Consider the following 14,057-nt stretch of genomic DNA (forward strand, 5'->3'; position numbering starts at 1 on the left):
CCGATTCCCGGGCCGTTGCCGTCTCTTCCCGACCCCGGTATCGGTGGCGGTCCTGCGCCGGTGCTGCCGTCGCTTCCGGATCCGATTCCCGGGCCCCTGCCGTCGCTGCCGGGTGGGGTCGCCGGCCCCGACTTCCCCGACCTGATCGCGGATCCGCCGCGGGTGGATGTGCCCTCCCTTCCCGGCGCGCCGATCGCGCCCGCCCCGGGCATCGGTCTCCCGACGATCGAGGCGCTGCCCATGCCGTTCCCGGTCGCCGATCTCCCGGCCGCTCCCGAGTTCGTGACCCTCCCCGCCGAAGCCGTGCTGCCTCCCGAGAACCTCATCGCGTTCTCCGCGCCGGCCGAGCGCATCGACACGGTCCTCTCGGATCTCGGCTCCCTCATCGACATGCGCAGCGAAGGCGAGGCTCTCCGATGAACGGTCTCTGGAACCAGAACGACTGGTCGCAGTTGCTCGAGGGCGACCCCGGCACGCTCGAGACCCGCTCCGGTGCCCTGTCCCGTCAGGCCACCGCGATCAACGACGCCGCCCAGGCGCTGCAGGACATCGTCTCGGGTCAGCTGAGCAAGTCGACGACGGCGCTGCGGTCGACCGCCGCCGAGCTGCAGACCTCGATGTCGCAGGCGTATCTGCGCTACGACGAGACCGCCACAGCGCTGCGCACGTACGCCGTGACGCTCGCGCCCATCAAAGAGCAGGCGGCCAGGGACATCCCCGCCCTCGAGGCCGCGCAGGGGCGATTGGGTACGGCCGAGCACGCGGCCGGCGATGCGCAGCGGCGGCAGTGGTTCGAGGGGCTGAGCAACTCGCCGCAGGACGTGCGTCAGGACACCGCCGACGACCTCTCCCGCGCCGAGCGCCAGGCGACCGCCGCCCAGTCCGACATCAACGCGATCGTCGCTCGTCTCCGCGCCGGAGCACAGAGCAAGGAGGATGCGGCCCAGGCCGCCATCCGCGCGATCGAGAGCGTCATCAGCCAGGGCAAGGACTCGGTCCTCGACAACATCGCCCAGTTCTTCGAGGGCGTGGGAGATCTGCTCGCCAGCATCGGGCGCTGGGTCACGGATGTCATCAAGGGGGTCCTCGACACCCTCTCCGACATCTGGAACGCGCTGCTGCCGAAGATCATGACGGTGCTGTTGCTCGCACTGATCCCGATCGTCCTCGGGCTGGCGGGACTCCTCCTCGGCGGACCGCTGCTCGGCGCCGTGCTCGCCCTCCTCGGCGGTGCTGTCGCGCTGACGATCGGCGGGGTGCTGATCACCCGCATCCTCACCGACGTGCTCGCACCCGACCCCGAGGTCACCCCCTTCGAGATCAATGAGCGGGACAACCCGATGCCGTCGCGCGCGGACTACGCGAGCGACGCCGAATACCAGGCGGCCCTCGAGGCATGGAAGGACCAGACCTCGACGATCGGCGATCCCTCCCTCGAGAACGCCTTCGCAGAGGCCGGCCTGGTGGACTGGCTCGGTGGCACCTCGCCCGCCGATGAGCAGGGCGTCATCCGCGTCGAGCAGGTCGTCGGGGCAGACGGAGTCACCCGCTGGCGCGTGGTGCTTCCCTCCACACAGGACTGGGTCATGAGCCTCGACGGGATCAACGACGCAGGGGCGACCAACGACCTCGACAGCAACCTCGCGCTCATGCTCACGCCCGAGCTGCAGACGCAGTACGAGCGTGCCGTGATGCAGGCGATGCAGGATGCCGGCATCGATCCGGGCCCGAACGGCGACCCCGTGATGCTCGTCGGGTTCAGCCAGGGCGGCATCATGGCGGGGCATCTCGCGGCGAACCGGTCGAGTGCCTACAACTTCGAGGCCGTGATGGCCTGCGGTTCTCCCATCGATGCCATGCGCATCCCGCCGACGACGCAGGTCATCTCGATGCAGCATCAGGGTGATCCGGTGCCGATGCTCGACACGCTCACCAACGGCGCGGTGAATCCTCGGCAGGAGGAGAACTGGCGCACATTCACGCCGGTCGCCCCCGGTCACCAGCCGGCCGCGATCGACGCCGGCGCGCACAACGCGGCTCTCTACAACATCAGCTGGCAGGAGCAGCTCGCGAATCTGCCCGCCGACGAGCGTGCGAGACTGGAGCAGTTCTACGCCCACGACGGTGCGACGGTCGCGACCGAAGAATATGCATGGAGTGAGTGATGTCCCGACGTTTGGCACTGACCGCCGCAGGAATCGGCGTCGCCGGGCTGCTGCTGACCGGGTGCTTCCCGACCGGTGCGCCCGCGCCGGAGAAGACTCCGCCCGCATCCACCCAGGAGGCTGAAATGACCGATCCCGCACCCGTCGTCGAATCGGTGAAGTCCGCGCTCCCCGAGGCGCTGCAGGTCGAGGTCGAACCCATCAGGGACGGCCTCACCGGCGGATGGCTGATCCACGCCGAGGTACCACTGGGCTACGTCGTCACGGGCGATGCGCTGCAGTCGGTACTGGTCGCCGCCTGGAACGCCTCGGAGCCGAAGCCGGCGTTCGTCGCGTTCAACCCGTGGTCGACGTTCGAGGGCAAAGAGGGTGCGATCGAGGCCCAGCGGGCGGCCGACGAGCTCGGCATCGACTGGAGCCCGAGCTTCTCCGTGGGCGTGAACGTGCCGGACTACGAGATCGAGAAGCTCGCCGGTGAGTGAGGTCGCCGTCGAGGCGGCGACGCCCGAGCTGCGCTTCCGACTTCTCGGCGCCTGGCACCCGGTGCTGCTGAACGACCTCGACAGCGGTCCGCTGGTCTCCGACTTCGTCGACGAGGTCTTCGGCCGTCGCGACGAGGATTCGACGCTGCGGGCGCTGACCCGCCGTGACCTCACCGAGGCGGTCGCGAGTGCTCGCGCGCTGCACGCCAAGGCGATGTTCCTGATGACCGAGCTGCGCCCCGGCACGCCGCTGCCGGTGACCCTCACGGTCTTCGAGCAGCCCGATCTGCGGATGTCCCCGGCGATCGGGGTCTCGCCGCAGGCGGTCGTCGCGACGCTCGAGAAGGTCTTCACCGAGCTGCAGCGTCCCCACCTCGACACCGCCCACCGGCTGCAGATCCCCGGCTCCGCGATCCTCCGACTGCACAGCATCGAGGAGCAGAAGCTGGCCGACGAGGAAGACCTGCGTGAGGCTCCGGAGGAGTTGGCGGCTGAGGCGGGGGCGGTCTCGATCCGTCGTCTGTCCGCCGACTACTGGTACACGGTCCCCGGCTCGAAGCAGGTGCTGCTCGTGAACCTCTCGACGCCGGTCGGCGACATCCCGCACGTGCTGCTCGGGTTCTTCGACAGCATCGTCGAGGCGTCGTACTTCGAACTGCCGGCTGCACCGTCGGGGGCGTCCGCCGAAGCCTGAGCCGCCCTGGTCCCAGCGCGGTCAGCGCGTGGCGGCCGCGGCGTCGGCGAGGTGCCGCGCGTTGTGGCTGAGCACCTTGACGATGATGCCGTGGCGGCGGAGTTCCGCGACCGTCCTGGCGCCCTCGTCGCTGTCGCGCCCGAGAGCGGCGATAGACACGACGACCAGCACATCACCGGGACGCAGGGTGCTGATGAGGCGGGAGAGGCGGTCGCTCCAGCTCTCCAGGATGTCGGGGGCGGGGTGACGGAAGCCCTCGATGGGCACGCCGAACCGTGTGAGATCGGCGCGCTGCTCCACGACCGACGGCATGTCGTCGCGGGAGACCACGAGTCCGACCAGGCGTGAGCCGTCGGGGCGGGCGAGCCAGAAGTTCCGGTTCTCCTGCAGTTCCGTGAAGCACTTCGGGCACACCGCCGCGTCATGCGGAAGGTGCAGCGGGCTCGTCAGGGCAGCATCAACGGATGCCGCCTCCGTGGGTTCGATCGTCTCGCTCATCGCGCACCTCCGCGTTCCATTCTGCCCTGTCGCGGGTGCGGATGCAGACCGTTGTCAGGGGGTGCCGTTGTTCGCCGAGTCCGTGATCTCGGCTTCCTGCGTCTCGAATGCGGTGGCGGAGTCGCGGGCGACCACGCCGGCGCCGGCGGTCATGCTCTGCAGCTGCAGGAGCGAGGCCTTGGCCCACATGGCCCAGGTGTCGGCGGCGGCCGAGACCGTGGAGCTGCCGCAGCCGGCGAGGGAGAGGTCGACGTCGAGGCTCATGCCCCATGCCGTGCTCTGGAGCGTGCTGCCGGTGGCGCCGACGGCTTCGGAGTCGAACTGGAGATCGGTCATCACGGCACCTTCACATCGTCGGGAGAGTAGGTCTCGGTCGGGTCGGGCTGCGGGTCGAAGAGGGCGACGCTCGCGCCTGCGATGTCGCAGTCCTTCGTGGTGACGGAGTCGGTCTCGACGAGGTGGGTGTCGTCGTCGCGGATCACGCGGTAGACGACCTCGCGGCCCTCGGTGGGCTCCGGCGCGGAGGTGCGGTCGGCGTCCAGGTACCAGTCCTGCGCCTGGCAGACGGTCACGAGCGCCTCGTCACCCTCTTCGTCGACCGAGAGCGGGATCATCGGAACCGGGCCGGGGTAGGTGAAGAACCGGTCGGCCTTCGCCTCGTCGCGCTGCCACTGGGCCGCAGCGTCGATCGCCGCTGCGGTCGTGGTGTCCTGCAGCTCGTCGGACGTGTAGTCGCGGGTGAAAGCGGCGATGCTGAGGGCGGTGTCCGATGCGCGGACGGCCTGTACCCAGGGGCTCGACTCGAGCTCACCCGTGGGCTCACCCGACTGCCAGCTGACCGACGGCGGCTCGACCGCTGCGGGGGTGCACCCCGTCAGCGCGAGACCGATCGCCGCGATCCCGACCACTGTCAGACCCATGAGTCGACGCCTGTACTGCATTCTCAATGCCCCTCTGCCCACGACGAGCTGGCCTCGACGCCTCGCTGATAGTCCGCCAGCATCTCCTCGGCCAGATCGGTCGCCTCTGCCGGGGAGAGCCCCTCCGTCATGCCGAGATCGGCGAGCATCTGCTCGATCGTGTTGATCATCGCGATCTCGCGGCCGGAGGCGCTGTTCTGCTGCTCCTCCAACAGTACTTCGTGCGAATTGCCCCACGCCGCCTCGGCATTGCCGAAGCCCCAGTCGGAGACGCCGCCGATGACGGCATCCTGCACGACATCGATTGCGACGCTGCCGCCCTCGACGAGGACGTCGCCGACGGCCGGGATCGGGATCAGCCCGACGACCGTGCTCACGCCGTCGATGGCCTCCTGGACGGCCGCATCGTGGCGTCCGGCCTCTCCGAGCGCGGCGCCCTCCCCCGATCCGTCGAGCCAGCCCTGCAGCTCGACGACGCGCTCGAGGGCGTCCGCAGCGAAGGCGCTGCCGGGAGGAGCGAAGTCGGCGAGCGCGATGAGCGCATCCTGGTACTGACGCACCGACTGGGAGATGACATCCGCGCCGGCCGACGGCGAATCCCCATCGCTCCAGGTCGCGGTGCCGAGAAGCTGGGACAGCTGCGCCTGCGTGACGTTGGGGATCGAACGCGGGTCGGTCGTCCCGATGAGTGCGTCCTGGATCGACAGCGCACTCGCGGTGCGGGGGTCGCTCTCGCTGAGGTTCTCCGAGAAGTACGGCATCGCGACGGAGATGCCCTCTGCGATGCGCACCTGTCCGATGCTCGTGAGGTTCTCCGGCAGGAAGCTCTCGTTAGTGGTGAGCTCCCGCACGATCTGGGTGGTGAGTTCCGCCACGCGGTCCCAGGTCTCCGGGTTGTACGTGTGCGTCGCGTCGGCAGGGCCGCCCGCGGCCTGCTGCGCACCGGCCCAGAGCGCTCCCGGACCCTCGAAGCCGTCGCCGCTGCCGTCGGCACTCCAGTCGCGGTCGCCGTACCAGTACTCGACACGTCCGGGGCCCAGGTCGCCGTCGCCGTACGGGTCTTCTCCGGTCGCCGTGAGCCAGTCCAGTGCCGCGTCGGGGTAGGTGCCGAGCGTCGAGAAGACGCGGCCGGCGAGGTCGTCGACGCGGTTGCCGTTGAGCCCGGTCGTCTCGCCCTCGAGCTGCGCGAGGAAGCGACCGCCCGCGTTCGGCGAGGTGTCGTACCAGCCGCCGTTCTGCATGCTCATCGGGTCGCGTTCGATGCGGTCGATCTCGTCGGCCATGGCCACCGTGAGGTTCACACCCAGCGGGTTGTTCTTCTCGTCGGAGAAGAGGAAGCCGATCGCCGCGACCGCGCCGCCCACGGTCGAGGAGGCGCCTTCGAGCATGCTGTCGGCGAAGTCGCTCGAGGTCGACGGCATCCAGATCTGGGAGCCGGTCGACAGGCCCCCGCGGATCATGGTCGCGAGCGCGAGTGCCGCTGCGGGGTCGAAGCCCTCGGTGATGGCCGCGTCACCCAGGTTGTCGATCATCGAGACGGTGCTCTCGCCGCCGACCTCGAGGAAGAACTGCGACATCACGAACGTGTCTTCGCCCCAGACCGAGAAGAAGTCCTGCAGGGCCTGCACGTTCTCGTCGGTGACGTCGCCCTCGGCGATCTCGTCGGCGAGGTTCGCGAACGCGTCTCCGAGGTTCTCGAAGGTGAGGTCGTCGATGTCGTCGATGCCCGCGGCGCTCAGCGCCGACTGCATCTGGTCCCACCGCGCCGATGCCGGCGGCTGGAGCGCCGTCGTGAGCGTGCTGTCGGCGGTCTCGCGCTGGTCGGCGAGGGTGCGCAGCTGCTGTGCGGCCATCCGCATGTCGTACAGGCCGGGCTTGTTCCCGCTCGGCACCCAGAGGTTCGACCCCAGGGTGGCATTCGGCGCGTTGGGGGTGAAGGCCGACGGCAGGAACGGGCTGTCCTCCTGCTCCGCGGCCTTCCACGTGGCGTAGCCGGTGGCGTAGGCCTGGTGCGCCGCCGTGGTGGCGACGCGGATGCGGTCGACCTCGGTGGCGTAGGCGGAGAGGGCCGACTGCACGGCGGCGAACTCCGTCTTGAGCTCATCGCACAGGGTCTGCGGCTTCGCCAGCGACGTGCGGAACGCGGCGCCCGCGTCTCCGGCCCAGATCTCCTCGGTCGTGCCGGTGGCGGCGTTCGACAGAGCCGTACGCACCGTCTCGGTGCCGGTGTTCCGGTTGCTGACGCGTGTCGCGGCATCGTTGACCGCCCCGGTGTTCCCCCGGCCCGGATGCAGTTCGTCCCACTGAGTCATGTCGTGCGCCCCTCCTCGACGGTGTTCCCGTCCCCCAGCAAATCTAGCGGGGGTGACGAAGACCGGCGATGGGCAGAACTCCCCATGCGCCTCACCGCTCGTGCGCGGTCAGGCGATCACAGCATGCCGAGGGCGCGCACGGCTTCGCGTTCGTCGACCAGCTCGGCCACCGAGGCGTCGACGCGGGCGCGGGCCCAGTCGCTCAGTTCGAGGCCTTCGACGATTCGCCACTCGCCGTCGACAGAGCGCACGGGGAACGACGAGATCAGACCCGCAGGAACCCCGTACTCGCCGTGCGAGACGACGCCGGCCGAGGTCCAGTCGTCGGTGCCCTGCACCCAGTCGCGCACGTGGTCGATCGTCGCGCTCGCCGCGGATGCCACGGACGACGACCCGCGCACCTGGATGATCTCGGCGCCGCGCTTGGCGACGCGCGGGATGAAGGTCTGATCGAGCCACGCGGGCACGTCGCCGACGATCTGCTCGAGTGCTTCGCCGACGGGCTTCCCGCCGACGGTCGCGTGCGAGATGTCGGGGAACTGCGTGGCCGAGTGGTTTCCCCAGATGGGCACCCGGCGCACGGTGTGCACCGGAACGCCGAGCGTCTGCGCCAGCTGGGCACGAGCGCGGTTCTCATCGAGCCGGGTCAGGGCGGTGAACCTCTCGGCGGGCACGCCGTCGGCTGCCGCGGACGCGATCAGGGCGTTGGTGTTGGCGGGGTTGCCGACGACCGTGACGCGTACGCCGGATGCCGCGTTCGCCGCGATGGCCGCGCCCTGCGGGCCGAAGATACCGGCGTTGGCCGCGAGCAGGTCGGCGCGCTCCATGCCGGGGCCGCGCGGGCGGGCGCCCACGAGCAGCGCGAGGTCGGTTCCGTCGAAGCCCACAGCGGCGTCATCCGTCACCTCCACGTGCTCGAGCAGCCCGAACGCGCCGTCCTGCAGCTCGAGCGCCGCACCCTCCGCGGCGCCGAGTCCCTGCGGGATCTCCAGCAGCCGCAGCCGCACCTTCTCGTCCGGTCCGAGCAGGTCGCCCGCCGCGATGCGGAACAGGAGTGCGTAGCCGATCTGTCCGCCCGCGCCGGTGATGGTGATCGTGGTCGTCATGCCCCGAGCCTACGACCGTTCGGCCGGTCTCCGCGCGGAGTACCCTCGACGCATGACCTTCAATCCCGACGCCGACATCTCGGGCAACACCACGCGTCGACGCGGCCGCACCGGAGCCATCGCGGGCGGCGTGGGTGTGGGCGTGCTCGGCATCATCGCGCTCATCGCCGGACCGCTGCTCGGGATCGACCTGACCGGACTGATCGGCGGCGGCGCGCCCGGCGGCGGCAGCGAACCGGCCGGGGGATCGGTCATCGAGAACTGCGAGACGGGTGCGCAGGCGAACGCCGACGTCGACTGCCGCATGGCAGGTGCGCAGCTCGTGCTCGACGAGTTCTGGGCCGACGAGGTCGAGGGCTATCGCAAGCCCGGATTCATCGTGGTCGACGGGGCGACGAACACGGCCTGCGGTACGGCATCCAACGCGGTCGGGCCGTTCTTCTGCCCCGGCGACGAGACGGTCTACATCGACCCGACCTTCTTCCAGCTGATGCAGGAGCAGTTCGGCGCATCCGCCGGCGAACTCGCCCAGCTGTACATCGTCGGGCACGAGTGGGGTCACCACATCCAATGGATCACCGGGGTCATGGACGATTACCCGAACAACGGCACCGGTCCCGGAAGCAATGGCGTCCGCACGGAACTGCAGGCCGACTGCTACGCGGGTGCCTGGATCGGTCGGATCTCGGAGGAGACCGACAGCAAGGGCGTTCCGTACCTTCAGCCGACCACCGAGAAGCAGCGCATCGATGCCCTGAACGCGGCGTTCGCGGTCGGTGACGACCACATCCAGGAGCAGTCCGGCTTCTCGAACCCGGAGAGCTGGACGCACGGCTCCAGCGAGCAGCGGCAGCGCTGGTTCGCCGAGGGGTATCAGAACGGCCTCGGCGTCTGCGAACAGGTGCTGACGCTGCCGACCGACCAGCTGGATCCATAGCCGCAGCGTGACCCGCTAGCGTTGACGATGAAGTCTGCACGACCGGCCGGGGGACCGAAGATGAAGAAGACGGATGCGCTGTATCCACCGATCGAACCGCACGAGACGGGGGAACTGCTCGTCGGCGACGGCCACCGCGTGTACTGGGAGGTCAGCGGCAACCCCGAGGGTAAGCCGGTGGTGTTCCTGCACGGCGGGCCCGGCAGCGGCACCTCGCCCTGGCAGCGCCGGTTCTTCGACCCGAAGGTCTATCGCATCGTGCTGTTCGACCAGCGCGGCTGCGGACGCAGCACGCCGCACGCGAGTGCGCCGGATGCCGACTTCCGGTACATCACGACCGCGCACCTGATCGCCGACATCGAGCTGCTGCGCAAGAACCTCGGCATCGAGAAGTGGCAGGTTTTCGGCGGGTCGTGGGGGAGCGCCCTCGCGCTGGCGTACGCGCAGGCGCATCCGGATGCCGTGACCGAGCTCGTCCTCCGCGGGATCTTCACGCTGCGTCGCGTCGAGCTCGAATGGTTCTACGAGGGCGGCGCCGCCGCGCTGTTCCCCGACCTCTGGGAGAGCTTCCTCGCGCCGATCCCCGTGCTCGAGCGCTCGCACATGATCGAGGCCTACCACCGGCGGCTGTTCGATCCGGACCCCGCTGTGCACGTGCCTGCCGCGATCGCCTGGTCGACGTGGGAGGCGGCGACCGTGACGCTGACGCCGGATGCCGCGCAGATCGGCGCGATGTCCGACCCCGAGAAGGCGACCGCGTTCGCCCGCATCGAGAACCACTTCTTCGTCCACCGCGGCTGGTGGGAAGAGGGGCAGCTGATCGCCGGGGTCGACGTCATCCGCCATATCCCGACCGTCATCGTCCAGGGGCGGCACGATGTCGTGACACCGATGATGACCGCGTGGGACCTGCACCGCGCCTGGCCCGAGGCCGAGTTCGTCGTGGTCGACGATGCCGGGCACGCGGCCACCGAGCCGGGTACTCAGAAGGCGCTGCGCGCCGCGACCGACCGCTTCGCCCGCGCCGCCCGCTGAGCCTCAGGCCTGCAGCGCCTTCGTCAGCGTCTTCAGGAGTCCCACGACGCCGCCGTTCGCGCGGTGGCGGGTCAGCCCCTCGCTCACGGCCGCCCCGGTGCGCGCCGACACGAACCACGGCGGCTTCGGCAGGATCGTGAGGCGTCCGCCGCCGTTCGCGATCGGCAGCGATCGGGGGAACGGGCGGAACGGTCCGCGGAGCACCGAGCGCTCCACCCCGTCGAGCAGCAGCGCGTTGTGCACCACGCCGATGCCGCTGCCCACGTCGTCGATGGTGCCGCCGGGGAACGCGCCCCAGGTGAGGGTCGGGGTGATGAACGCGAAGGCGGTCCAGCTGTTGATCGCGATCGAGCCGTAGTGGAGCGCTGCGATGGCCCGCTCGAAACCGGCGCCGAGCGCCTTCTCGGTCGCCGGGTCGATCAGCAGGTTCGCGCCGAGGGTGCCCTGGAGCTTGTCGTTCGCGTGGGCCACGGCGGCATCGAGGAACTCCTGGCCGGTGCCCGCAACGGTGACGACGCCCAGCACCGGCGCGAAGTACTCGGTGGTCTCGAGCGCAGCCGCATCGTCGTCGGCGTCGATCTCGACGAGCAGCCGGTCGCCCAGCACGAGCGCATCGGGGTAGGCGTCGGTCGCGAGCTCCATGCGCGAGGGAGAGCCGGGGTACCAGATGGGGCGCTCCGGGGCGTTGGCGTACGCACGTCGCAGCGCGGCGCGGAACGCATCGGCCTGGTCCCATTCGGACGACATGATGACGACCTGGCCGGCGATGCAGTTGTGGCCGGAGTTCTGCAGGCGCATGGTCGCGATGTGCTCGGCCTGATAGGTGAGGTCGGCATCCGTCCAGGCGCCGGGTACCACGATGATGGGGGAGACTCCGCCGAGTTCGGCGGTGATCGGCTTCTTCAGCTGCGGGCGGTTCTCGCGCCGACGACGCTTCGTCGCGGCAGCCCCTTCGCCCTTCGACGGCCCCCACACGATCGTGTCGAACGTCGCGGCGGAGCCGGTGATGTGCACGTGCACGAGCCCGGGGTGGCCGGCGAGATACGCGCCGACCGCGGGGCCGCCGCGCACGATGCGGAGCAGTCCCGGTTCGATGAGGGGTGCGAGCGCGCGCTTGTACACCGGCACCAGAGCATCCTGCGTGGGGTTGACCTTCAGCAGGGCGGTGCGGTTGTGGGCGAGCAGTTCGTACAGCACGTCGAGCACCGGGATCGAGGTCACGTTGCCGGCTCCGAGCACGAGTCCGACTCCGCCCGATTCGGTGGGGGTGCGCTGAGCGAGGCCGGCGCCCGCGCGCGCGGCGCTCGGGGTGATGCCGGGCTCGAGCCAGACCTCGCCGGTGAAGCCGGACAGCAGGAACCTGTCGATGCCGGTCAGGGGGAAGGCGTGCACGCGCGTGCGTCCGCCCGGAGCGCGGTCGATGGTGATGCCGTCGAGCGGGTTCGCGCCCTTCGCCAGACGGGAGAGCGTCTCGATGTAGGCGTCGAGCGCGCCGAGCACGCTGTAGGGTCCGCTCAGCCACTCCTCGCCGCGCAGCGGGTGCTTCCCGTCGAGCCCCTTGGAGGCGGCGGCCGTGTTCGCCCAGTCCTCGGCGGTGGCGGCGACGCTCGTGCGCACCGCGCGCAGCAGCGTGACCCGTTGCGCCACGGTGAGGGCGGACCACGTTCGCGCTCCGGCCTGCAGGTCGTCGATCGCGGTGTCGAGACGTTCCTGCTCGCCCTCGCTCAACGACGCCGACCCTGCCGTCGGTGTGCTCTTCGAGGCGGATGCGGGGGCGGGGGCTGTGCTCGCAGAAGTCATCGGCGTCTCCTTCGGACGGGATCCCAGCTTAGGCGTCGGAGGTTCCGACGGCCTCGATGTCGGCGCGACGGAGGCGGTAGTGCCGCAGCGTCAGCAGGCTCGCGGCCATCAGCACGGCGGGAAGGATGCTGAAGCTGAGCACGATGCCCGTGATCGCGGCCTCCGGCTGCTCGACCGTGGCTCCGGCGACGGTGGAGATGTAGCCGGTCGCGGCGAGGGTCAGCGACACCGCGGTGGCGCCGAGCGCGAAGCCGACGGTCTCACCCGCCGTCCAGATGCCGGTGAAGGTGCCGGCCTGTCCCGGACCGCTCGTGCGCTCGTCGTGCGAGATCACGTCGGGCAGCATGGCCATGGGCAGCGACTGGAGCCCGGCGTAGGCGATGCCGGCGACGGCGACCGAGGCGTAGATCCAGGCGCCGGGCACCCAGACCGCGAACACGAGCGTCGCTGCGGCGGCGGTGAACAGGACGCTGGCCATCGCGAACGCCCGCTCCTTGCCGATGCGCCTCGCGATCACTGTCCACACCGGGGTCGCGAGGAGCGCGGGCCCGACGAGGGCGACGAACACGAAGGTCACGGCGTCCTCGCTGCGCAGCACCCACGTCGCGACGTACTGCGCGCCGGCGAGCATCGTCCCCGTGGCGAGGGCCTGCAGCACGAACGTGCCCAGTAGTGCGCGGAACGGTTGGCTGCGCTTCAGGGCCCGGAAGCCCGACATGTACTGATCGCGCCAGGTCGAGTCGGCGATCGCGGCGGCCGGGGCTGCCACGGTGCGCCGGGCGGCGTTCGTCGCGGTCCGGGAAGCGATCAGCATGCCGATCCCGATCACGAGACCCGAAGCGATGCCCATCAGGAGATACCCCATGACGGGGTCGTCGCCGGCATTGCGCAGCGCGGGGCCTCCGGCGCCGAACAGCAGGATCGCCGCGGTGAGCACGACCACGCGCCAGCCGAGCAGACGGGTGCGCTCGTCGTAGTCGCCGGTCAGCTCGGCGGGCAGGGCGACGTACGGCACCTGGAAGAGGCTGAATGCCGTGGCGGTCGCGAGGAACGCGAGCAGCACGCTGATCGCCCCGGCGACCGGACCCCAGGAGGGCGGCACGGCGAACGTGAGGGCGAAGAACAGGGGGAGGGCCAGGGCACCGGTCACCATGAACCCGCGACGGGAGCCGGTGCGAGCGAGCTGGCGGTCCGACGCGGCGCCGATCAACGGATCGATCAGGACGTCCCAGATCTTCGCGGCCGTGACGATGAGTCCGGCCGCGAGCGCGGCGACGCCGAGGTTGTCGGTGAGGAAGTACGTCAGCACCAGCCCGGGCAGGGTGGCGTAGCCGCCGGTCCCCAGCGACCCGATCGCGTACAGCACGATCGTGCGCGGGGAGAGACGGACGGATGCTCGTTCGGGCCGAGCCTCAGTGCTCATCGCGCCAGTGTAGCGGCGCGATGCGGGCCACTCAGATCAGTGCGAGCTCGCGCAGCTTCGACTCGACGTCGGCGTTCGACGGCTCGACGTGGTGTGAGGCGTCGGGGTACACGACGACGGGGATGTTCGTGCGACCGGAGATCTCCTTCGCGACGTCCGCGGCGGCGGGCTCGGCGACGAGATCGACGTAGGTGTACTCGACCCCGAGCGCATCGAGCTGCTTCTTGGTGCGGATGCAGTCGCGGCACCAGTCGGCGCCGAACATCGTGATGGTGTCGGAGGCAGGAGAAGTCATGTCTCCAGCCTACGGCCGCCCGGATGGAGTGGCGCTGAGCGTCAGCCGGGTGCTCGGCGACCGGTGTCCACCTCGCGGGGCAGATGCTCGACGGGGATCACGACCACGTCCTGCATCTTCCAGTCGATGTCGGCGATCCCCTCTGCGGCGGCGGTGAGATCGTCGAGCGTCACCTTTCGGCGATGCGGCACGACGAACGCCTCGATGTGGAACACCTGTCCCTGATCGCGCATCCGCACTCCGGCCTGCGCGACCCAGGGCCGACTCCGCAGGTACGAGACGATGTCGGCGGCCAGCGGATGCGGATGCTTGCTGTCGTAGGTGCGTGCGCGCTGATCCATCAGGTCGACCACGGCCGTCTTGGTGTTGCGGAAGCCGTCCCAGATGATG

Annotated in this window: 13 protein-coding genes and 2 pseudogenes; 6 read left to right on the forward strand and 9 right to left on the reverse strand. The window is 70.0% G+C overall.

Going from position 1 to position 14,057, the window contains the following annotated elements; genetic code table 11:
- The 4 genes and pseudogenes from ACNPM4_RS19485 to ACNPM4_RS19500 form a co-directional block, all read left to right on the forward strand.
- Positions 1-420: pseudogene (locus ACNPM4_RS19485) on the forward strand (hypothetical protein); the annotation flags it as partial.
- Entirely contained in the window at positions 417-2,165 is a 1,749-nt protein-coding gene (locus ACNPM4_RS19490) for a hypothetical protein (RefSeq protein WP_448986867.1), read from the forward strand. The pseudogene ACNPM4_RS19485 and the gene ACNPM4_RS19490, both read left to right, overlap by 4 nt.
- Positions 2,165-2,647, forward strand: coding sequence for a hypothetical protein (locus tag ACNPM4_RS19495; RefSeq protein WP_029262896.1), 483 nt, complete (start codon positions 2,165-2,167; stop codon positions 2,645-2,647). The genes ACNPM4_RS19490 and ACNPM4_RS19495 overlap by 1 nt, the downstream gene beginning before the upstream one ends.
- On the forward strand, positions 2,640-3,341 hold the full coding sequence (locus tag ACNPM4_RS19500) for a hypothetical protein (protein WP_262002136.1): 702 nt from the start codon (positions 2,640-2,642) through the stop codon (positions 3,339-3,341). Before ACNPM4_RS19495 ends, ACNPM4_RS19500 begins: the two co-directional genes overlap by 8 nt.
- A gap of 21 nt (positions 3,342-3,362) precedes the next feature.
- On the opposite strand, the gene ACNPM4_RS19505 is transcribed toward ACNPM4_RS19500, so the two are convergent.
- The 5 genes from ACNPM4_RS19505 to ACNPM4_RS19525 all read right to left on the reverse strand — a co-directional run bounded on the left by ACNPM4_RS19505 (position 3,363) and on the right by ACNPM4_RS19525 (position 8,177).
- On the reverse strand, positions 3,363-3,839 hold the full coding sequence (locus ACNPM4_RS19505; RefSeq protein ID WP_448986868.1) for a recombinase family protein: 477 nt from the start codon (positions 3,837-3,839) through the stop codon (positions 3,363-3,365).
- Between the two features lie 54 nt (positions 3,840-3,893).
- Positions 3,894-4,175: a hypothetical protein gene (locus tag ACNPM4_RS19510; RefSeq protein WP_400856686.1), complete on the reverse strand. Its 282-nt coding sequence runs from the start codon at positions 4,173-4,175 to the stop codon at positions 3,894-3,896.
- The gene (locus ACNPM4_RS19515) at positions 4,175-4,759 is read right to left on the reverse strand and encodes a hypothetical protein (RefSeq protein WP_448986869.1); all 585 of its coding nucleotides are present in this window, start codon (positions 4,757-4,759) and stop codon (positions 4,175-4,177) included. Before ACNPM4_RS19515 ends, ACNPM4_RS19510 begins: the two co-directional genes overlap by 1 nt.
- Before the next feature lie 23 nt (positions 4,760-4,782).
- Positions 4,783-7,071: a DUF6571 family protein gene (locus ACNPM4_RS19520; RefSeq protein ID WP_448986870.1), complete on the reverse strand. Its 2,289-nt coding sequence runs from the start codon at positions 7,069-7,071 to the stop codon at positions 4,783-4,785.
- Positions 7,072-7,187: 116 nt separating this feature from the next.
- Entirely contained in the window at positions 7,188-8,177 is a 990-nt protein-coding gene (locus ACNPM4_RS19525; protein ID WP_448986871.1) for a malate dehydrogenase, read from the reverse strand.
- Between the two features lie 52 nt (positions 8,178-8,229).
- Here ACNPM4_RS19525 and ACNPM4_RS19530 point away from each other — a divergent pair, with 52 nt between their 5' ends.
- A complete protein-coding gene (locus ACNPM4_RS19530; protein ID WP_400856679.1) occupies positions 8,230-9,114 on the forward strand; it encodes a neutral zinc metallopeptidase in 885 nt (294 codons plus the stop codon).
- Between the two features lie 27 nt (positions 9,115-9,141).
- Positions 9,142-10,149 carry a prolyl aminopeptidase gene (gene pip / locus ACNPM4_RS19535; RefSeq protein WP_258134254.1) on the forward strand — a complete coding sequence of 336 codons (1,008 nt, stop codon included), beginning with the start codon at positions 9,142-9,144 and terminating at the stop codon, positions 10,147-10,149.
- Positions 10,150-10,152: 3 nt separating this feature from the next.
- On the opposite strand, the gene ACNPM4_RS19540 is transcribed toward pip, so the two are convergent.
- The 4 genes and pseudogenes from ACNPM4_RS19540 to ACNPM4_RS19555 form a co-directional block, all read right to left on the reverse strand.
- Complete coding sequence (locus ACNPM4_RS19540) at positions 10,153-11,949, reverse strand: aldehyde dehydrogenase family protein (protein WP_448986872.1); 1,797 nt, start codon at positions 11,947-11,949, stop codon at positions 10,153-10,155.
- A gap of 28 nt (positions 11,950-11,977) precedes the next feature.
- Positions 11,978-13,372, reverse strand: coding sequence for an MFS transporter (locus tag ACNPM4_RS19545; protein ID WP_448986873.1), 1,395 nt, complete (start codon positions 13,370-13,372; stop codon positions 11,978-11,980).
- A gap of 31 nt (positions 13,373-13,403) precedes the next feature.
- On the reverse strand, positions 13,404-13,667 hold the full coding sequence (locus ACNPM4_RS19550; RefSeq protein WP_029262885.1) for a glutaredoxin family protein: 264 nt from the start codon (positions 13,665-13,667) through the stop codon (positions 13,404-13,406).
- A 41-nt stretch (positions 13,668-13,708) separates the two neighbouring features.
- Positions 13,709-14,057 (reverse strand): annotated as a pseudogene (locus ACNPM4_RS19555) (cation transporter); the annotation flags it as partial.

The organism is Microbacterium umsixpiens, from assembly GCF_053543675.1.

Excerpts from the sequence above, each read along its gene's own strand:
- ACNPM4_RS19510 (WP_400856686.1), bottom strand. The coding sequence starts at position 4,175 with ATGACCGATCTCCAGTTCGACTCCGAAGCCGTCGGCGCCACCGGCAGC.
- ACNPM4_RS19495 (WP_029262896.1), top strand. The coding sequence starts at position 2,165 with ATGTCCCGACGTTTGGCACTGACCGCCGCAGGAATCGGCGTCGCCGGG.
- ACNPM4_RS19530 (WP_400856679.1), top strand. The coding sequence starts at position 8,230 with ATGACCTTCAATCCCGACGCCGACATCTCGGGCAACACCACGCGTCGA.
- ACNPM4_RS19545 (WP_448986873.1), bottom strand. The coding sequence starts at position 13,372 with ATGAGCACTGAGGCTCGGCCCGAACGAGCATCCGTCCGTCTCTCCCCG.
- ACNPM4_RS19505 (WP_448986868.1), bottom strand. The coding sequence starts at position 3,839 with ATGAGCGAGACGATCGAACCCACGGAGGCGGCATCCGTTGATGCTGCC.
- pip (WP_258134254.1), top strand. The coding sequence starts at position 9,142 with ATGAAGTCTGCACGACCGGCCGGGGGACCGAAGATGAAGAAGACGGAT.
- ACNPM4_RS19515 (WP_448986869.1), bottom strand. The coding sequence starts at position 4,759 with ATGGGTCTGACAGTGGTCGGGATCGCGGCGATCGGTCTCGCGCTGACG.
- ACNPM4_RS19490 (WP_448986867.1), top strand. The coding sequence starts at position 417 with ATGAACGGTCTCTGGAACCAGAACGACTGGTCGCAGTTGCTCGAGGGC.
- ACNPM4_RS19520 (WP_448986870.1), bottom strand. The coding sequence starts at position 7,071 with ATGACTCAGTGGGACGAACTGCATCCGGGCCGGGGGAACACCGGGGCG.
- ACNPM4_RS19550 (WP_029262885.1), bottom strand. The coding sequence starts at position 13,667 with ATGACTTCTCCTGCCTCCGACACCATCACGATGTTCGGCGCCGACTGG.
- ACNPM4_RS19540 (WP_448986872.1), bottom strand. The coding sequence starts at position 11,949 with ATGACTTCTGCGAGCACAGCCCCCGCCCCCGCATCCGCCTCGAAGAGC.
- ACNPM4_RS19525 (WP_448986871.1), bottom strand. The coding sequence starts at position 8,177 with ATGACGACCACGATCACCATCACCGGCGCGGGCGGACAGATCGGCTAC.